General features: G+C 48.9%; 11 protein-coding genes, 1 tRNA gene and 1 CRISPR repeat array (1 of these 13 cut by a window edge). Of the genes, 8 read left to right on the top strand and 4 right to left on the bottom strand.

The features are described from left to right. Positions 1-138: 138 nt before the first annotated feature. Entirely contained in the window at positions 139-1,032 is an 894-nt protein-coding gene (locus tag LKK83_RS16530) for a DUF4384 domain-containing protein (protein ID WP_324632326.1), read from the bottom strand. A 311-nt stretch (positions 1,033-1,343) separates the two neighbouring features. Here LKK83_RS16530 and LKK83_RS16525 point away from each other — a divergent pair, with 311 nt between their 5' ends. The 4 genes from LKK83_RS16525 to LKK83_RS16510 all read left to right on the top strand — a co-directional run bounded on the left by LKK83_RS16525 (position 1,344) and on the right by LKK83_RS16510 (position 5,579). Further along, positions 1,344-1,634, top strand: a complete 291-nt coding sequence (locus tag LKK83_RS16525) for a hypothetical protein (protein WP_324632325.1) — start codon at positions 1,344-1,346, stop codon at positions 1,632-1,634. 215 nt (positions 1,635-1,849) lie between these two features. Next, positions 1,850-3,583, top strand: a complete 1,734-nt coding sequence (locus tag LKK83_RS16520) for a peptide ABC transporter substrate-binding protein (protein ID WP_442957327.1) — start codon at positions 1,850-1,852, stop codon at positions 3,581-3,583. Between the two features lie 67 nt (positions 3,584-3,650). After that, complete coding sequence (locus LKK83_RS16515) at positions 3,651-4,613, top strand: ABC transporter permease (protein WP_324632324.1); 963 nt, start codon at positions 3,651-3,653, stop codon at positions 4,611-4,613. A 36-nt stretch (positions 4,614-4,649) separates the two neighbouring features. Beyond that, the gene (locus LKK83_RS16510; protein WP_324632323.1) at positions 4,650-5,579 is read left to right on the top strand and encodes an ABC transporter permease; all 930 of its coding nucleotides are present in this window, start codon (positions 4,650-4,652) and stop codon (positions 5,577-5,579) included. Between the two features lie 59 nt (positions 5,580-5,638). Here the strand turns inward: LKK83_RS16510 and LKK83_RS16505 are convergent, their stop codons facing one another. Together LKK83_RS16505 and LKK83_RS16500 are read right to left on the bottom strand one after the other, a co-directional pair. Next, the gene (locus tag LKK83_RS16505; protein ID WP_324632322.1) at positions 5,639-6,583 is read right to left on the bottom strand and encodes a cobalamin-binding protein; all 945 of its coding nucleotides are present in this window, start codon (positions 6,581-6,583) and stop codon (positions 5,639-5,641) included. 206 nt (positions 6,584-6,789) lie between these two features. Then, positions 6,790-9,777 carry a glycosyltransferase family 39 protein gene (locus LKK83_RS16500; protein WP_442957326.1) on the bottom strand — a complete coding sequence of 996 codons (2,988 nt, stop codon included), beginning with the start codon at positions 9,775-9,777 and terminating at the stop codon, positions 6,790-6,792. Positions 9,778-9,918: 141 nt separating this feature from the next. Here LKK83_RS16500 and LKK83_RS16495 point away from each other — a divergent pair, with 141 nt between their 5' ends. The 3 genes from LKK83_RS16495 to LKK83_RS16485 all read left to right on the top strand — a co-directional run bounded on the left by LKK83_RS16495 (position 9,919) and on the right by LKK83_RS16485 (position 10,860). Next, entirely contained in the window at positions 9,919-10,377 is a 459-nt protein-coding gene (locus tag LKK83_RS16495) for a PPC domain-containing protein (protein WP_324632321.1), read from the top strand. Between the two features lie 121 nt (positions 10,378-10,498). Next, a tRNA-Phe gene (locus LKK83_RS16490) sits at positions 10,499-10,571 on the top strand. A 37-nt stretch (positions 10,572-10,608) separates the two neighbouring features. Continuing rightward, the gene (locus tag LKK83_RS16485; protein ID WP_324632320.1) at positions 10,609-10,860 is read left to right on the top strand and encodes a hypothetical protein; all 252 of its coding nucleotides are present in this window, start codon (positions 10,609-10,611) and stop codon (positions 10,858-10,860) included. Positions 10,861-10,969: 109 nt separating this feature from the next. On the opposite strand, the gene LKK83_RS16480 is transcribed toward LKK83_RS16485, so the two are convergent. Continuing rightward, on the bottom strand, positions 10,970-13,108 hold the full coding sequence (locus LKK83_RS16480) for an eCIS core domain-containing protein (RefSeq protein WP_324632319.1): 2,139 nt from the start codon (positions 13,106-13,108) through the stop codon (positions 10,970-10,972). A 770-nt stretch (positions 13,109-13,878) separates the two neighbouring features. Between LKK83_RS16480 and LKK83_RS16475 the strand changes: the two genes are divergently transcribed. Further along, positions 13,879-14,970, top strand: coding sequence for an S-layer homology domain-containing protein (locus tag LKK83_RS16475; RefSeq protein WP_324632318.1), 1,092 nt, complete (start codon positions 13,879-13,881; stop codon positions 14,968-14,970). 392 nt (positions 14,971-15,362) lie between these two features. Further along, positions 15,363-19,549: direct repeats of the CRISPR family, unit length 37 nt; unit sequence GTCTCAATTTCTCCTAATCCCTTTCAGGGATTGAAAC; it runs 514 nt beyond the window's last position.

The following is a 19,549-nucleotide window of genomic DNA, read 5'->3' as shown; positions in this document are numbered from 1 at the left end:
ACAAATATTTTAGTCGGTTTCAACCGACTTGAGCTGTTATACGGGGGATTTATCCCCCGTCGGGTGTTGCAACTGGTACAAGATCTCGGTTTCAACCGACTTGAGCTGTTAGACGGGGGATTTATCCCCCGTCGGGTGTTACTCCGTAACGAGAAACTTTTTATAATAAACCCGCCCATTACACTGTTTCCCCAACTCCATAAATATCTCCCGCAACCGTTGTTCGTCCACCAGAATATCCTTGGGTGGAGAATCCGGACTCACCCAAGACAAATTTAATGGCTTTTCGGTAACAATTGCCAGAAAATACTCTTCCCCTACCTCCGTAAACCGCAAGGATTTCCCAGGTGCATTTAGCTGCGGAAGATAAAGCGGTCGATCCGGTAAAAACTGCGCCGCTAAACGATACGCCCGGGAAGGACACAGACAGATTGTTTCCCCGCTTTGACTCTGATTCACCAACAATAAATAGCCATCCTGTCCCAAATTTACCCCGAGGGCATATCTTTCTCCCTTGCGAATTGTTTTCTCGCAAGTTTCGATTTCATCTAAATCCAAACGCCGCTGTAGCGGTAGCTTATCGATCGCAGTCATCTGCAACTCATCTATCGCACAAGTTGCTATTTCCTGCGCCAACTGCCACCCCCGCCGAGGAAATTCGATGTCCCACAACCACTGATAAATGATTTGCCAAGGATATTTATCCGTCGGTTGTTGCGGTTGCCATCCTCGTTCCCGTTGCAACAAGTCAACCGCTACCCCATCCGCTTGCATCTTTTCGCCAAATTGTTCTTTTATCTTTTTCACCACTGCTGCTAGGGTTGCTGGCATATTGGTACTCGGAAAACTGCCGTTGAGTTGTTTCCGAATCTCCGCTGCAACCTCTGTATTCGTCTTCTCTTGGTGTTGCGGATGAAAGCGGAACCAACAGCATAAACGCTGGGTGTCGTTATTTCGCCCCCACACCACTTGGTTGGCGAAATCCGCCAAAAATCGTTCTTGTAATGAGTTTGTCGTTGCAAAGGCTATCATCAGTTTTCTCCTGGAATTTCAATTACCGCCCGGGTCCGTAAGCGGTGGCTTTTTTCCTAGTCATACCCTAGCATAAATTTTAGATTTTATCCCGATCTTTCTCCTTATAGTTGCCAAATATTATTTGGTTTTATTTGAATTTATTGATTGGTATTTTTGTTAATTTATACTGATTATTTATCATTCAAGGCAATCCGCGATTATTTCAAGCTAAACAATTTTTGAACTCAATGTTTGATGTTATTTTGCGCCAATTTACACTAATTTCTGCCATCAATTTAATGGGAGTATAAGAGTTACGAGATAAAAACATGAAAGAGAAACTCGCGAATCAAAAACTCTGGCAATTGCTGGAATGTGTGGTGCCGAATTTAATCGGACTGTACCTGGATAGTTATCTGGGTTTTGCATTGAGCGTGATTCTGTTAGTATGGCAGTGGAGTGCCGAAAAGCGCGATCGCACCTCAACCCACGGACAAAAAGCGATCGCATTTCTTCTCCCCGCGATCGCACTTTCCCTATTCCTCCACACCAGCAGCACTTCCCCTACCCCAGCGATCGCACCACCCCCCACCCCCCAGCACTGCGATCGCAAACAATGATTGGTCATTGGTCATTAGTCATTGGTCATTGGTCATTAGTCATTGGTCATTGGTTATTAGTCATTGGTAGTCGCACAAAGGACAAGTGACAAGTGACAAGTGACAAATGACACCCTACAAATAACAAAGGACAAGTGACAAATGACAAATGACAAAACCCCCCTTGTCTTGATATTGTAAGAGATTAAATCTGCAGATGCAAAAGGAGGGAAATTTTGAAAAAGAACCGCGATCGCCCTCGGTTGGTGGTGTCGTTGTTGGCGCTATCACTGGTTGTCGGATCGGTGCTGAGTGCCTGCACTCCCGCCACCCAAACGCCCACCGCCCCACCGCAAGAGGTCTTGCGGTTACTCTACTGGCAAGCGCCCACCATTCTCAACCCTCATTTATCCGTAGGGTTCAAAGATTGGGAAGCGAGTCGCATCACCTTAGAACCCCTCGCCAGTTACGACGAAAACGGGGAATTGGTGCCATTTTTGGCAGCAGAAATTCCCACCCGGGAAAATGGCGGGGTGGCGGCGGATGGCAAGTCGGTGACATGGAAACTGAAACGGGACATCCAATGGTCTGATGGCACGTCATTTACCGCCGCCGATGTAGCGTTCACCTATGAATATATCACCAATCCGGAAACCGCTTCGGCGTCTGCTGCCACTTACGACACGATCGAAAGTGTGGAAACCCTAGACGATTATACCATTAAGATTAATTTTAAGCAAATCAATCCCGCCTGGTCGATGCCCTTTGTGGGGTCGGAAGGGATGATTTTGCCCCGCCATAAGTTTGCCGAGTATAATGGGGTCAATGCCCGCCAAGCGCCGGCCAATTTAATGGCAGTAGGAACCGGGCCGTTTCGCGTAGTCGAATTCAAGCCGGGAGATACGGTGGTTTACGAACCAAATCCCTATTTCCGAGAGGCTGAGACTGTGTATTTTAAACGCATCGAACTCAAGGGCGGTGGCGATTCCACCTCGGCGGCGAGGGCGGTTCTGCAAACCGGCGACGCGGACTTTGCCTTTAATTTGCAAACCGAACCGCAGGTTTTGCAGCAATTAGAAGCTGGGGGAAAAGGGCGGGTAATTGCCAATTTTGGCCCATTGGGAGAACGAATTCAGTTTAACCTCACCGACCCCAATCGAGCCAATGCGGAAGGCGATCGCTCTACCTTAGAATTCCCCCATCCCTTTTTCACCGACCCGCAAGTGAGAGAGGCATTTAATCTGGCGATCGACCGCGAAACCATTGCCGAACAACTTTATGGCCTCACCGGCAAACCCACCCCCAATTTTCTCCTCGCCCCGGACCGCTACGTTTCCCAAAATACCAGTTACGAATTTAACCTCGAAAAAGCCGCTGAATTGCTCGATGAAGCCGGATGGCAAGACAGCAATAATAATGGAATTCGCGATAAAGATGGAGTAGAAATGACCGTGTTATTTCAAACTTCCGTCAACCCAGTGCGGCAAAAAACCCAAGAAATCGTCAAACAAGGATTAAGCGAAATCGGGGTACAAGTAGAACTCAAAAGCATCGACCCGAGTATCTATTTCGCTGGCGATCCGTCCAACCCCGACTCTATCAATCGCTTTTATGCCGATTTGCAAATGTTCACCACCGGCAATGCCAGTCCCGCCCCCGATCGCTACCTGAAAACCTACACCTGCAGCGAAATATCGCGCCAGGAAAACAACTGGTCGGGGCAAAACTTTTCCCGCTATTGCAATCCCACCTATGACCAACTCTGGGAACAAGCAAAGCGCGAATTAGACCCGGAAAAACGGCAGCAATTAATCATTCAAATGAACGATTTGCTCATTAACGACATGGCGGTTATTCCTTTGGTACATCGCGCCGATGCGATCGCCCTCAGCAACAGCATCGAAGGCGTAGAACTAACCCCCTGGGACCGCAACATTTGGAACATTAAAGATTGGAAGCGCAAAGAATAAAGGCGCAGAAGTGTATCGGGGCACGGAACTCCCCTGCCCCGCTAGAAACCCTGACTCTATTATCACCATGAAAACCTACTTATTAAAACGCCTGCTAATATCAATTCCCACCTTAATCGCCATTAGCTTGGTGATTTTTACCATTCTCGCCCTCGCCCCTGGCGACCCCCTAGGCGAATTTGCCAGCAATCCCGCCATCACCCCAGAAGTGCGGGAAAATCTGCGAAAATCCTTCGGACTAGACCAACCGATTCACATTCGCTATTTTAAATGGGCCGTGGCATTTTTTACCGGGGATATGGGCTACTCGTTTACCAGTCGCAGTCCCGTTATCGAACTCATCGCCCAACGCTTGCCCACCACCCTGTGGGTTGTCGGATCTGCCTATATTTTCGCCCTTTTGATTGCCTTTCCCCTGGGCATTATTTCCGCCCTAAAACGCTATTCTGCTATCGACCAAATCGCCACTACTTTTGCCTTTTTCTGGTTTTCCCTACCTCCCTTTTTCACCGGATTACTGTTTATTATTATTTTCAGCGTTCAGCTCAATTGGTTTCCCTTTATCTACAATAGCACCTTAACCGTTACCGATTGGAACAGTTTTCTCGCCCAACTCAAACAGTCGATTATGCCGATTTGCGTTTTGGGGTTATATCAAGCCGCAATTTTAATGCGCTTCATTCGCTCTTCGATTTTAGAACAATTGGAACGCCAATATGTTCGCACTGCCTATGCTAAAGGATTGTCTAACTTTAAGGTACTCAAACGCCACATTTTGCGAAATGCGTTGATTCCGGTTGTCACCCTGGTTGCCCTGGATATTCCGGCGGTATTTACCGGGGCATTAGTCACGGAACAGGTGTTTCGGGTTCCGGGAATTGGGGCGCTGTTAATCGAATCGATTTATCGCAACGATACCCCGGTGGTGATGGCGATCGCCTTTATTTATGCCATCTTAATTGTGGTGTTTAATTTAATTGCCGATTTGCTTTATGCTCTGCTCGATCCTCGGGTAAACTATCATCAATAACCTGACCCGTAATTTTGCCAGACAAGGGAAAAAATAATGACCGATGCCAACCCCATTTCCAGCGAAATTATCCAACATCCGCCCCGGACCGTGTGGGGGGATGCATGGCGGCGGTTTCGGCGCGATCGCATGGCGGTATTGGGCGCGATCGCCTTGTCCGTTCTCCTCCTCAGTGTCGCCTTCGGGCCGATGATTTATACCGTTCCTATCGATAAAATTGACTTTGCCCAAGCTTCCGCCGGCCCGAGTTTTGCCCATCCTTTCGGCACAAATGCCTTGGGTCAAGATATTTTGGCGCGGATATTGTGGGGAGGCAGAATTTCCATCGCCGTGGGTATCGCCGCTATGTTAGTCGCCATCTTTTTCGGCGTCTTTATCGGCGCGATCGCCGGCTTTTATGGCGGTATCCTCGATGGCATCCTCATGCGCTTCACTGATTTATTTTTAGCCTTGCCCCAGCTACCCTTATTACTCCTCGTCGTCTATTTATTTCGCGAACAAATCAAAGCGATCGCCGGTCCGCAATTCGGCATTTTCATCCTCCTAGTCTTCGTCATTGGATTGCTCAATTGGATGTCTGTCGCCCGACTGGTTCGCGCCGGGTTTTTAACCACCCGAAACCTGGATTTTGTCGCCGCCGCCCGTTCCCTCGGCGCGTCTCCCGCCCGGATTATTTGGATTCATATTCTCCCCAATGTTCTCGGTCCGGTGATTGTCGCCGCTACCCTCTCCGTAGGTAATGCGATTATCACCGAATCCACCCTCAGTTTCTTAGGATTAGGATTTCCTCCAGATGTCCCCACCTGGGGGCGCATGCTTTACGACGCCCGCGATTATTTGCAAACCGCACCGCACATGGCCATTTTTCCAGGACTGGCCATTTTTATCGCTGTTTTAAGTATTAATTATCTCGGCGATGGATTGCGCGATGCCCTCGACCCCCAAAGTCCGCAAAAAAGACTGTAGGGTGGACAATGCCTAGGTGAAAATCAAACCCTATAGGACATTGCCCACTCTACACAATATTATCCCACCGGAACTGCAGAAGCTTGCGCCCAAGCTTTATTTTGATAGCCAAATTGGAACTGTTGCGGATGCAAAATTTCGGCTAAAATTTCTAGAGAATCCACCAATCGCGGACCGGGCCGATTAAAGAAAGAATTGCCATCAGTCAGGTAAACTTTACCCGACTGCACTGCTGGCAATTTTTGCCAATTGGGATGATTGCTTAAATTCGCCGCATCTTCCCGGGTGCGGTCTAAATCGTAACCGCAAGGCATGAAAATGATAATATCGGGATTAGCCGAAATTAAATCTTGCCAATTTAACCAGGGAGAATGTTGGCCCACTTTGCCAAACAGCGATCGCCCGCCTGCCATTTCCACTAATTCCGGAATCCAATTGCCCGCCGCCATCAAGGGAGAACTCCACTCGATACAAGCAACGGTAGGGCGATCGCTCTGGGCAATTCCTTCAGTTTGGTTGGTAATTTCTTGCACCCGCGCTTGCAGTTTGGCAACCACCGCCTCTGCATCGGCATTTAACGCTTGACCCACGCGAATAATATCCGCCCAAACTTCCGATAAAACCGTCGGTTGCAAGGAGATAATCTGCGGTCGAGAACTGACCATTTCTCCCACCGCTGCTTCTACTTCGTGTAACGAACAGGCACAAACATCGCACTGATCTTGGGTAATAATATGAGTGGGTTGCAGTTGTTTCAGCAACTCGTTTTTCACTTCATAAACGCTAAGCGCCGAGTTCATTAATTCGGTGACGCGATCGTGGATTTCCTGACTGCTTCCTTCCGGGTCGAGTTTCGGGGCGGTACAGGCGGGCAGATCGATAACCGGCAGGGGATAATCGCATTCGTGCGATCGCCCCACCAGGCGATCGGTCAATCCCAAACCCGCAACGATTTCCGTGGCACTCGGGAGCAGTGAAACAATTTTTAACTGTTGATGAGTCATCTCAATTTTTCCTTGTTAATTCTACAGATATTTAGAGGTAGGTATTTCGCCCCATCAGCGGCGATAAACCCTACCCTCCCATTCTAGAACATCGGTTCAGTTGCGGTTAGAAACCACCTTTGTGCGCTCAATCTGTGGGAATGAGCAACGAATTAGATACACCGAACCGAGGTCTAGTCCGCTTTTTTTCAAACGACACCCACCCTCTATCGGCGAGATTTTATCCCCCACCATAAAAGAACTGCACTCAGCAGAACCATTATTACTATAACAACTGCAAAAAGTAATGTCTGTATCCCAGAAGGAACAAACTGCTGCAACCGATGCCACAGTTGCACGAGATTGCCCTGCATCAGCGCCGCTACACCACCGAGCAACTGAATTTCTAATTGTTCTGGTGCTAGCGCCCTCGCCGATTCTAAGGCAATTTCAGCCTCTCGCGGTTGCCAATCGTACAAATACACAAATGCCAGATACGCATGAGCGAAAGGATTCTGCGGATCGAGTTGTACCACGGTTTGCAATGCCTCGATCGCCCCTTTGGCATCCCGTCGCAATACATTCGCTAAGGCTAAATTATAGGCAAATTCCAGATTTTGCGGTTCTCGCTGCAAGCGATACTCCAGCGATCGCTGCGCTTGGTTTAAATAATCCTGAATCGGATCGTATTGATTGATTCGTCCGATTTCGTCAAACACCGGCCCTAAGGCATCCGGTCCTAAAGGTAATGCCGCCGAGAGCGATCGCAACTGCGTCACCCAATCCAACTCCGGCGCAGGGGATGCGGTGGCATTCGGATCCACCGTTAACCGCACCGAGGGCACGGAAATCGGATAACTTTCCCCAGTGTTGCGATTCAAATACCGCGCTACCAAGGTATAATCTCCCGGGGTCACATCTCCTGGGGGAAGCATTGCGGTTCGGTCGATAACTTTGGCGTGGGCGGGTGGCGCTGACGATCGCAACTCTCCTCCGCCAATCCCGCGATCGTGAAACCAGCGATCGCGCGCCCCGGTTTCTCCCCACTCTCCTACCTTGCGCCAAGTGAGTAGCACAATTCCCTGGCGCAATTCCGCCCAATCCCCGGACCACTGGTATGTCACCGACACCGGAACCCCGGCGGGCGATTGCGCCGGAATACTCACCCGATCGAGCTGCACTTTCCTCCCCTGACTCGGGGGCGCGATCGCCTCCACTCTCACCGGGGGATTTTGCCGATGATACAATTCCAAAACGCTCCCATCGGGTAATTCCCAGCTTTCGCGCAACTGAAATTCCCCCCCGGTTTTGATTCGCTGCACGATCGCCGCTTGCGCTTCTCCCACCGACCCCTGATTTCCCGTTTTGGTGACGAACCAATCCAGCGATCGCGCATCTTGCCTCACGTGGGAATTCCGCGTGCCCACCTGTCGCCCATATACTTGAAAGTTGGCCAAATTGCCGTAATAATTCAAGTTATGCTGGTTGATGCCGGGCGTGGAGGGTAACACCCCCAGAGTGGAACGCAGATGAGGGGCGGTTTCCAGAATTTCCCCGATCGCCGCTTCATGGGGCCAGGGCGCGCCCATATAGGCATGATGTGCCCCCGGTTGGGGCGCTAACAGCTCGCTTGTCGGCCACAAGTTGGCCATCGCGATCGCGATCGCTGCTGTGGCGGTTCCCCATCGCACGTACCTCCCCCATCGGCGATCGTATCCCATCAACCCCGCCGCTACCACCAGCGCCACCACGGGCAAGTAGGGCAGCACGTAGCGAAAATCTTTGTTGATATTCAGGGAACAAAGCAGATAGGAACCCAGCAAAAATACCCCAATCCATCGCCAGGATGCCCTGGAAATGCTGGCCAGTGGGCGATCGCTTTCTGGAGAATATGTGCGATTAGCTTGCCTATACCTCACGAAAGCGCAAGCAAACCCCAACAGAGAAACCATCAGGATCGGCCAGGAAATTTGATGCGGCAGTTGTTTGAGGTAAAACGTCCAGGCCCCTAGGGTGTTGAGTGCCGGGTCTCCTTCCGCGATCGCCGCATCCACCGTGGCTCTCTTACTCCCCGTCAGCACCAGCAACCAATTAGTGCGATACCACGGATAAATCGTCAGCGCCGATAGGCATACTCCCGCCGCCAATTGCACCACTCTCCCCCACTGGCGACGGTACACTGTCCCTACTCCCACCCACAACAAGGGAATACATAAAAATAACACTGCGGTTTGTTTCACCATCAGCGCCACGCCAAAGGAAACCCCGAAACCTGTCGCCCATATCCACGGGCGTAAGGGCAATTTTCCGGTGGCTTTCTCCCGCTTCTCTTCCCCATTTCCCCTGTCATTCCCGCGCCAGCGAGAATTTCTCTTCGGTATAAAATTGCTGATTTTTTGCCTAATTAAATAGCAAAATTTTCGGAATAATTTTAAGGATATAGTATGAAATTCCCGGACATCTGTTTCAGGTGAAGCCGATTTAATGTTTAGGGTATCGCCTGTTTTTTTTGATGAATCCGCCGATGAATTGGGGGTTATATCCGATTGCGGGTGAGGGGTTTTTCTCTGTTTTGCAGTTTCTGTTAGTTTCCAGCCGGTGAGGCAATACAACGAAAGGGTGACGGTTGCGGTGAGGGGATAATCAAGCAAGAAATCCAGCCGAACCTGATACAAACCGGGAAAGAGGACGCAGAGAAATGCGGCCCACAAACCGATTTTCGGATTGAATAGTAATTTACCCAAGCCATAAACCGAAGCAAGGAGTATGGCGCTAAAAAAGAGGTGAACCAAGGTGGCGCGATCGCCGCCGATCCCAAAAAAATTGTGAACGATCGCCGTAACTAAATAGGTTCCCGGGGGTATTTTAGAAGACAGCAGCCATAAGTCGGTCCACCACTCGCCGAACCCCCATTGCGGATTTTGCAGTGCCTGCCAATAGTTTAAGGCACCAGTCAGATAATCAGCTTGATCCCATGCCGGAATCGAGCGATCGAGGGCAAACCACAGGCGATCGCCTAGGGCCGCGAGAAACCAAATCCCCGTGAGAATTAGCCAATGGTGGTGGTTGTGCTTTTTCACGCGAAAACTCTCCCTATCGACCCACTGCGGCGATCGCTGTCCCACTTTGGAGCTGCCGCATCTTCCAAATCCGGAATGCTTGCGGCTTTGGGTGAGGTTTCTCCCAAATCCTTCGCCCTCCCAGACGTTCTTCACTAGATTCTATGCTAGATTGCCAGTTAAACCATTGGGGTGTCATTTGGCAGGCTATAACATTCAACGTTTCATCTCCCCGATTTCTGTTCGTGCTGCCAGAATCTTTCTATCATGTCGTTGCTGAACTTTCACTATTTCTTCATGCCTAAGTCTGTTTTTCTCAAATTTCGTGCAGTTCTCCTCGTCCCTGTCACCGCTTTGACGATTGGCATGAGTGCCATCTGCGCTCATGCTCAGGATATGTACAACCCCATCCGCTTACCCCGGGGAAATGAAATTACAGATAATTTATCTGAAAGCGATATTCCTACCGGACAAGGGGGATTTGCCCGGGACTATTTGGTGGAGTTGCAAGAAGGCGACCAAGTGGCGATCGACCTGCTGTCTGATAGCTTCGACACCATCATCACCCTAATCGGCCCTGATGGGATGACCGTTGCCGAGAACGACGATGGCCCAGATGGCACCACCAACTCCCTGTTATTTGCCCGCATCACCCAAGGCGGTGACTATATCGTTCGGGTCAGAGCCTTTGGCGAAGGAGGCGTGGGATCGTTCGAGCTGAAAGTAACCCGCCTGCGGCCTATCGACGAATTTTAATCGGCATGGAACGTGATGCTATTTGTAGCTACAAACATCGCGTTCCCAAAAAAAAATTTGTAAAAGGGGTTGCCAAGACCAAATAAATCTGTTAAGTTAATAAAGCATCAGAAAAAGCCCTGCCGGGATAGCTCAGTCGGTAGAGCAGAGGACTGAAAATCCTCGTGTCGGCGGTTCGATCCCGCCTCCTGGCATCCGCCCAAAAGCGCCAAGACCTTAATTGCAGAGGTCTTGGCGCTTTTGGTTTTGGGGTGGTGCCACCAGGGGGAATCGGGCAAAATCGGCGATCGCGGTCAGTTTGGCGAGATGCAGCGATCGGGTCATGGCCGCCAAAACCTCCTCTGTAATTATTTCTATCTGGCGATCGAGTCGAAGAGGTTCTTGCGCTTAGGCACCAATCGCCATAATTTAATTGGCAACAAGTCCGACGAGTATCCCAACCGACAGCCTAGTTTGCTGGTCTATTTTTTCCACTCATATTAATTATTTTCCCCTTCAGCAGTTTAGGACATAGCGGCAAGGTTTAAGGAATAAAACCTCTATGATTGCGGCATGCAAGTTGGCAACCTACCCCGGAAGAGAAGAAAACGCACTAAATTTTCCAGTGAGTATCCTCAACAAAATCTTTAGTCATATCAGCTAGAACTTCCCATATGGTGACATAGTGCTGCTTCAGGATCTCAAAACCACCACTCATCAGGCTGGTGCTTTTTTCCTCTTGCGTGGCAGTTGGGCGTGCCCAGGTTGGGGTTTCCAGACCCGTCTTATCCAGTAGCTTTGCGTAGGCAGTTTGCTCGTTTTCATTCTGAGATTGTTTACTTGTCGCATAGGTAGATAGGTTCGTTTGATCTTTCAGGGGAATTGCCCCTTCATTGACCATTTTTTGCAAGAGTTCTGGAGAAACTGCAGGACAGTATTCATCCAACAAGCCAATCATATGGCCAAATTCATGAGCAGCAGTGATTCGACTCCAATGATTTTCATATCGATCCAACATACTATCATCAGATATATTTGTATCGACTTCAATCTTAGCACTATTACGAGGAGTATTTATATCAACTTTTTCTGCATCAACTTTTTCGGCAGTTATAGGCTGATTTACACCATTTCTTGCCAAAAAACTTTTGATGACATTTTTACGGGCTTTCATCAGTCGATTGTTGCGGGCAACGACCTTGATTTTTAACGGATGTAAATGAGCAAGCGCACTGTTTTTTTGTAATGCGGCCAGACTTTGGGCAGCCTGGTTTAATTTAGTGTCCATACGTCGTAAGAGGTCGGCACTGTTCGATTTAAACTTAATGAAACCGATTGCTTCCAAACAAGCCACGAGTCGTTCCCGATCGCGTCTATAGGCTGGCTCGATATTGGTTGTTTTCTCAGTTTGAGCAAGATGGTCTTTGACACTGGAATCATTGATTTTATCTTTAGTATCAAATTCTTGGAAGGCTCCGCCACCGTCTCTGGTAACACCAGAGAATCCACCCGCCCGCATTTTACCTTTGTCCTGCTGGATGAATGCTTTTGTTACATCCAGATTCCAATGGGCGTTGCCGGCTTTTGCCTGCACAATTTTAATTTTAGGTTGTACAACCACATCCTTAAAGCCTGGTTTATCACAAGTAATTGGGCTGATATTGCCCCACTTTGAATTTACAGCAGCAACAAACTCATTAAACCACTGTTTCTTTCCTTGAGCAGTCCACCTTGTATCAACTGGATTCGTTGCCACATCAGCATATGCACTAGAATCCTGAAAATTAAAGTGAACTTTCAAGGTAATGCTTAAAATGCCGGTTTTGGGACTGTATTCTGCATCAAATTTACCCTGACCAGTTGAAGGTTGCCAGTTTTTGCGCTTAAACTTTTTTTTGTCAAACTTTTGGCGCGGGGTTTTTTCTTTAAATATTCCCCTCTGAATAATGTCCTCAATGCTGTGTTGGGAATTATTAATCTGCAAGTCTTGTTTTCGTCGAACTGTTGGTTTGCAACCTAAACAGGTACAGCCTTTAGGATGTAAACTCTCCGTTTGTAGTTGTAGTCGAGAAACCCCACTCTGCTGCACCACATGAGTTAACTCGTGGGCAATTAACTCTTGCCCCGTGGGAGTTGAGGGGTCATAGGTTCCCTCACGGAAGAAAATATCTTGCCCGGTGGTAAATGCCTTCGCCTGAATGGAGCGATTCAACCGATCGGACTGAGAGTCGGTGTGAACTTTTACCCCACTAAAATCGGCACCAAATGCCTGTTCCATCGGTTCTCGGATGCCAGCGCTCAAGGGCTTTCCGCAATTTCTTGCCCGTTGAATAGTGGCTTCTAAATCTGGGGTGGCACTTTCCCCACCAAACCGTTGCACTATGGGTTTGATTTGCCGTTGTGGAGTTTTTTGCGTTTGAACCTTGGGGGGCGAATTTATCTCCCCAACCACTTTTCTGGCGATAGTATCCGCTTCTGTTTCGTACTTATCTCCCGGTTCTCCAATGGTGAGTTTGGGTTGCACTCGTGGGGTGAATGGATTGGGTGGAGTAATCGAGATTCGTTTTAGGCGATCGCCCTGTGATTGTTGTAGAGTTCCCTGGGGGTTTTGGTTGTCAGTTTGGGGGTCTTCCGGTGAGGTTTGCACTTCTGGTACCGATTCTGGCGGCGGCGCAAAAGGGCGAGAGGCAAACTGGTTCGTAGGCGCGGGAGTATTTTTACCCCAACGGCCCGAGACAAATTCTCTGGTCATGGCTTTTCTGTGAATGATGAACGTTTGTCGTCGCGACTTTCCTAACTATAACCATTGAAATCTTGCTTTGTTACTGTTAATTTGAAAAAATGTTTCGCCCGCTGCGTTCCGACGGGGTTTTTTGTCGCTCTCTAAGTGCTACAAATTCAGAAAAATTACTTACGTTTTGGGAAGCTCTGTGCTTGAGTTTAGTAAATTTACTGAACTAACAGGGGAGGATTAATCAGCCGGATTTTCCAGGGAGCAATTTTCGGCAAAATAGGGGACAAAATTAGTACAAATTAATGGGCAAAAACCGAGGCAGAATTCTCTGCTTTGCCAAATGCGTCGGGCGACGGGGAGTCGCAGAGGGGACAACTCTGGGCGGTGAGTGGGGGCAAGGAGCCAAGTGGAGGGGTGGAGAAGATGCGGGGGTTTGAGAGAGGCGATCGCATGGTGGGGGGTATCTCGGTTAAAATACTTAGGCGATTGGGAGGGAGAGCGGGTGGAGCGAATCTACACCTTTCTGTAGAGTCGATTGTCTGGATTTTTGGTTAAGTTATGGGAGAGTCAGGCGTCAGCGCGCCCAACTCCCGGCGGTTTCCGGTGCATGACCCGAAGGCAATGTGATGATTGCATGCTTGCCCTCGTGGCCGGTTGCCTCCCTTGGTCAGACACAACCTTCCTGGCACAAATGTAGCCCGCGCGGGGTCAGTCAGAGGTCTACTTTGGGAGTTGGCGGCAAGGTGGGCGCGGACTTGAATGGCCGATTGGAGTCAAGTGAGGTAACGATGATAGGTAACAAACGAGTATTTCGAGGAATGGCGGCGATCGCAGTAGCCGTGGGTGCCCTGTGCCTGCCGCAGAGCGTGGCTAAGCGAATTCTGCCTGTAGCGGTGGCTCAGCCGTCGCCGCAGCCCTCCTTTCCCGATATCCAGAACCACTGGGCGAAAGAGTGCGTGCAGCAACTGGCGGCAGAAGAGATTATTAGCGGTTATTCCGATGGCACATTTCGTCTGAATAACCCAGTGACGCGGGCGGAGTTTGCGGCGTTCATCGCGAATGCCTTTCCCAATGAGAAGATAGAGCGAGATCCGCCCATATTTGGGGATGTGCGCCGAGATGATTGGGCACACCAGCCGATGACTCATGCCTATCGGCGCGGGTTTATGTCCGGCTATGAAAACGGCAACTTTCGCCCGGGGCAGGAAATCCCACGGGTTCAGACTTTTGTGGCATTAGCCAGTGGGTTAAACTACGTTCCCGCCTCCCAGCCGCAAGACCTGCTGAATCGCACTTATGCAGATGCCCAGCGGATTCCCTCCTATGCCACGGAACAGATTGCTGGGGCAACGGAAGCGAATATCGTAGTGACGCCAGAGGCAAACGAAGTTCAATTCGATCCGCAGCGCTTTGCTACCCGGGGAGAAATCGCCGCTGCAATTTGTCAAGCATTGCCCGACTTGCCCTCGGTGCCGCCAGCCCATGTAGCGAACGAGAACCAGTACCGGGAGGCCCAAAGCGGTTCTGGGTCGCGAGACGAGTATGAGGTGCTTCTCACTGAGGAGAGTATGGGGGACTCGCGAACTTTTTACGAAACGCCGAAAAAAGCAGCTCTGGAGGAGTATGGGTTTTCCGATGCGGTGGTTGGCAGAGCGCAACAAGAGGTAACGGTGGATTATGAGGGATCCGACAAGGCGATCGTCACCCTCACCCAAACCAATTTACCGGATGACGCCGTGCGCGATATGCGGTATCGGCTGGAAATGGAGCAAAGTGCCACTCCCGAAGGTCCGTTGTGGGGAATTGTCTGGGTGGGCAGACAACATCGCTGCCAACCCCGGCGCGGTCCTCAACAGTGGACGACTCGACTTTGCAGCTAGGGCCTGGGGGATGCACTGCGGCGTGGGGCAATCCTGGGGGGTGGGAAAGCTTTCGGCGCAAAGGCTGCATTTGGGGTAAAATGCGATCGGGCATCCGCAGGATAGGGTCTATTGGATCCGTCCCGGTTTGCCTCCCCGCTTTTCCGGTAATGGGTAGCTGTGGAAAATACTAGAGCGAATTTATCGTCTGAAACCCTTTCCCGGTGCGCCGTGAAGCGGGTTTGGCGGCTCGGCTCGATTACCGCAGTTTCCGAAACCCTTACGGGGAGCGGATTTCCAGGAAATTTTATTTGAGGGGGTTTACAAGTGGATGGGGGAAATGCTATCTTAATTATCGATTACCGCAAACGCACCTTGAAAACTAAATACACTAGGGGTTTCAACTGCCTGCAGTCTCAATTTCTCCTAATCCCTTTCAGGGATTGAAACAGATAAATCGCTAGGAAGGGCGTGGTATATTTCGCGTCTCAATTTCTCCTAATCCCTTTCAGGGATTGAAACTTGCTTATAGCCGTGTTTACGCGGGAAATTATCTGTCTCAATTTCTCCTAATCCCTTTCAGGGATTGAAACATAAAGAGTGGGGAATGTTCGTCCTGGGCAGTAATCGTCTCAATTTCTCCTAATCCCTTTCAGGGATTGAAACTTTATCACCTCTAACATTCATTTGACGTTTCCATTTTTGAGTCTCAATTTCTCCTAATCCCTTTCAGGGATTGAAACGGTAACTGGAATTTCACTGGTGATTCTTCCACTACTGGTCTCAATTTCTCCTAATCCCTTTCAGGGATTGAAACTCCGCCCGCACTTGCAACACATTTGCTTTTAGGTACTTCGTCTCAATTTCTCCTAATCCCTTTCAGGGATTGAAACTTCTATTATTTCTACCTGTGGTTGTGGTTGCACTTGTCTCAATTTCTCCTAATCCCTTTCAGGGATTGAAACAGGAAAAGGATCCTATTTGGTTGTCAAGGTTCGTTGTGTCTCAATTTCTCCTAATCCCTTTCAGGGATTGAAACGAGCAAAAACTAAATAAACCGAAATCGCAACTGCAAGTCTCAATTTCTCCTAATCCCTTTCAGGGATTGAAACATGGCAAGGACGAACATTTCGCCGGTTCCCCCGGTGTCTCAATTTCTCCTAATCCCTTTCAGGGATTGAAACCCTAATGGTCTCTGGATTTCATTCCCAGGCCGGCCTGTCTCAATTTCTCCTAATCCCTTTCAGGGATTGAAACCGGTTGCTGCGTGGGCCCTGCCCGGTGGGGCCTTTCCGTCTCAATTTCTCCTAATCCCTTTCAGGGATTGAAACATCTGCAGCCGGAAAGTAGCGATAGTGGATTCGAGTCTCAATTTCTCCTAATCCCTTTCAGGGATTGAAACTCCGAAATCGGGATTCCCGCCGGGTCGAGCCATAAAAGTCTCAATTTCTCCTAATCCCTTTCAGGGATTGAAACGCGAGATCGCCAACAGGAGCCGTAAGATAATCGAGGTGTCTCAATTTCTCCTAATCCCTTTCAGGGATTGAAACGTATTCTTCCTCAGAGACTTCTCTGAGACCCCACTGTCTCAATTTCTCCTAATCCCTTTCAGGGATTGAAACATCCCCTCCATCCGTGTAATCTGAGCGAAATTCATGTCTCAATTTCTCCTAATCCCTTTCAGGGATTGAAACTTTAGATATGCATTGGGTGAGAACTTACGTCCATCAGTCTCAATTTCTCCTAATCCCTTTCAGGGATTGAAACGGCTCTTGGACACGGAGCTAGAAGGGCGAAAAAAGTCTCAATTTCTCCTAATCCCTTTCAGGGATTGAAACCTAATAAGGCCGTATACGCCTTAACCCAGCCTTGTCTCAATTTCTCCTAATCCCTTTCAGGGATTGAAACTATATTGCTTAGACGCAACGGAGGAAGGTGTCGCGTCTCAATTTCTCCTAATCCCTTTCAGGGATTGAAACTATTTAGAGATAGTTCCTGAGCCTCGCATTGCAACTGGTCTCAATTTCTCCTAATCCCTTTCAGGGATTGAAACTAACGCGGCTAAATCGCAACCGGGATTAATCACGTCTCAATTTCTCCTAATCCCTTTCAGGGATTGAAACGATTGCTGAGATGGGCGGCAGATTTGAGGTGATGGGTCTCAATTTCTCCTAATCCCTTTCAGGGATTGAAACACTGCCCGATCGCATTCCCACCGAAAGCCGTCCGAGTCTCAATTTCTCCTAATCCCTTTCAGGGATTGAAACCAACACAGAAGCGCGATCGCCCGGGGAAGACAGGGTCTCAATTTCTCCTAATCCCTTTCAGGGATTGAAACGCGCTATTGGGGAGGACGCCCCCGGCAGTCAAGGGGTCTCAATTTCTCCTAATCCCTTTCAGGGATTGAAACATTCCCCGAGAGCAACCCTTACAGCGTCGGATCATCAGTCTCAATTTCTCCTAATCCCTTTCAGGGATTGAAACGAGAGAGATATTGCCCGCATGGTCCTGGACCCCAATAGTCTCAATTTCTCCTAATCCCTTTCAGGGATTGAAACAAACCCTAACTGCTTGGCAATTGCCAGCGCTCTCTGTCTCAATTTCTCCTAATCCCTTTCAGGGATTGAAACTTTTCGCTTCGCGTGCTCCGCGCTGCGGCGCTCGGTCTCAATTTCTCCTAATCCCTTTCAGGGATTGAAACGTCGTCCCATTCGTCATCGGACAACGGTGGGATGGTCTCAATTTCTCCTAATCCCTTTCAGGGATTGAAACTTTTCCTCCTCCATTTGAAACTGAGGCTCGGTAGATTGTCTCAATTTCTCCTAATCCCTTTCAGGGATTGAAACTACGCGGAATAGCAAGGGGGGAAAAAAGAGAAAAGTCTCAATTTCTCCTAATCCCTTTCAGGGATTGAAACTTTCCAAAAACTTCTAGTCTCGTCATTTTTCTTTCCTGTCTCAATTTCTCCTAATCCCTTTCAGGGATTGAAACGACCTGCTATAATGGAAGAAAACGAGGTACACCGTGTCTCAATTTCTCCTAATCCCTTTCAGGGATTGAAACCGCTTCGCCGGCGGGCGCCCACCCACCCACCCCCGAGTCTCAATTTCTCCTAATCCCTTTCAGGGATTGAAACGAAAGCAGCCAGGAAGTGGCGAATAGCCACTTAAGTGTCTCAATTTCTCCTAATCCCTTTCAGGGATTGAAACAAGCGCAAAAAACTGAGGCGAGTTGAGAGGTCTCAATTTCTCCTAATCCCTTTCAGGGATTGAAACAGGCATTTAAAAATTCGAGCGTAATCCGAATCCGAGTCTCAATTTCTCCTAATCCCTTTCAGGGATTGAAACTTCTATTGCTTTGTAGTAGTCTTTGCTATTACCAAAAAGTCTCAATTTCTCCTAATCCCTTTCAGGGATTGAAACTCATACCTCAAACTGGGGAAAATTCTACGTGAAGGTCTCAATTTCTCCTAATCCCTTTCAGGGATTGAAACCGGTTCCCGGTGGCTTGTGGGTTTCCTTCCCCGCTAGTCTCAATTTCTCCTAATCCCTTTCAGGGATTGAAACGTGTGTGCGGTCGCGCGGTCGCGGGTGCGGTCGCGGGTCTCAATTTCTCCTAATCCCTTTCAGGGATTGAAACTTTCCCTTTCCATGGGCGAGGATTTGGAAATTCCCTGGTCTCAATTTCTCCTAATCCCTTTCAGGGATTGAAACTAATCCCCGGCTTGCTGCAGCGGTGGCGGGGGTGTCTCAATTTCTCCTAATCCCTTTCAGGGATTGAAACCATCTCAATTCAATCCAGAAGATAGGGGACAGCAGGTCTCAATTTCTCCTAATCCCTTTCAGGGATTGAAACAAATATTTTCCGTTTATTTTGACAGCGCCATTAGGGTCTCAATTTCTCCTAATCCCTTTCAGGGATTGAAACTTTTTTGATTTCGTAGCGATCCATCAAATCGGAAGGACCGGTCTCAATTTCTCCTAATCCCTTTCAGGGATTGAAACTGTTTATGTATTTTCCACAGTGCTTTGCAAATGCGGTCTCAATTTCTCCTAATCCCTTTCAGGGATTGAAACCTCAATTTCTGCCGCTTGCCTCAACAGCAAACCAAGCGTCTCAATTTCTCCTAATCCCTTTCAGGGATTGAAACTTTGAGGTACTGGGCTATCAAATCGGGGTTGTCTCGTCTCAATTTCTCCTAATCCCTTTCAGGGATTGAAACAACCCCTCCTCTAAGCAGTGCGAAGCGGCGGCAGCAAGTCTCAATTTCTCCTAATCCCTTTCAGGGATTGAAACAGGTTAGCGCGTTCGCGGCAGACTTTCCGGCCAGACCGCGTCTCAATTTCTCCTAATCCCTTTCAGGGATTGAAACGCTACTATTTTGTACAGCTTACAAAAAGACTCGAGGGTCTCAATTTCTCCTAATCCCTTTCAGGGATTGAAACGAACCAAAAGCCCGGAGGGAGGGAATTCCACAATTACGTCTCAATTTCTCCTAATCCCTTTCAGGGATTGAAACAGCTTACCAATTCGGACTGCCACATTTTTTGGTAGTCTCAATTTCTCCTAATCCCTTTCAGGGATTGAAACGATACGAAAC

The sequence above is a fragment of the Phormidium sp. CCY1219 genome (assembly GCF_035615515.1).
GTDB lineage: Bacteria > Cyanobacteriota > Cyanobacteriia > Cyanobacteriales > Laspinemataceae > CCY1219.
Note: the sequence above shows the minus strand (reverse complement) of the source record. Positions and strands in the feature narration are given on the sequence as shown.

Coding starts and splice junctions, on each gene's coding strand:
- LKK83_RS16530 (WP_324632326.1), bottom strand. CDS start 1,032: ATGATAGCCTTTGCAACGACAAACTCATTACAAGAACGATTTTTGGCG.
- LKK83_RS16525 (WP_324632325.1), top strand. CDS start 1,344: ATGAAAGAGAAACTCGCGAATCAAAAACTCTGGCAATTGCTGGAATGT.
- LKK83_RS16515 (WP_324632324.1), top strand. CDS start 3,651: ATGAAAACCTACTTATTAAAACGCCTGCTAATATCAATTCCCACCTTA.
- LKK83_RS16510 (WP_324632323.1), top strand. CDS start 4,650: ATGACCGATGCCAACCCCATTTCCAGCGAAATTATCCAACATCCGCCC.
- LKK83_RS16505 (WP_324632322.1), bottom strand. CDS start 6,583: ATGACTCATCAACAGTTAAAAATTGTTTCACTGCTCCCGAGTGCCACG.
- LKK83_RS16495 (WP_324632321.1), top strand. CDS start 9,919: ATGCCTAAGTCTGTTTTTCTCAAATTTCGTGCAGTTCTCCTCGTCCCT.
- LKK83_RS16480 (WP_324632319.1), bottom strand. CDS start 13,108: ATGACCAGAGAATTTGTCTCGGGCCGTTGGGGTAAAAATACTCCCGCG.
- LKK83_RS16475 (WP_324632318.1), top strand. CDS start 13,879: ATGATAGGTAACAAACGAGTATTTCGAGGAATGGCGGCGATCGCAGTA.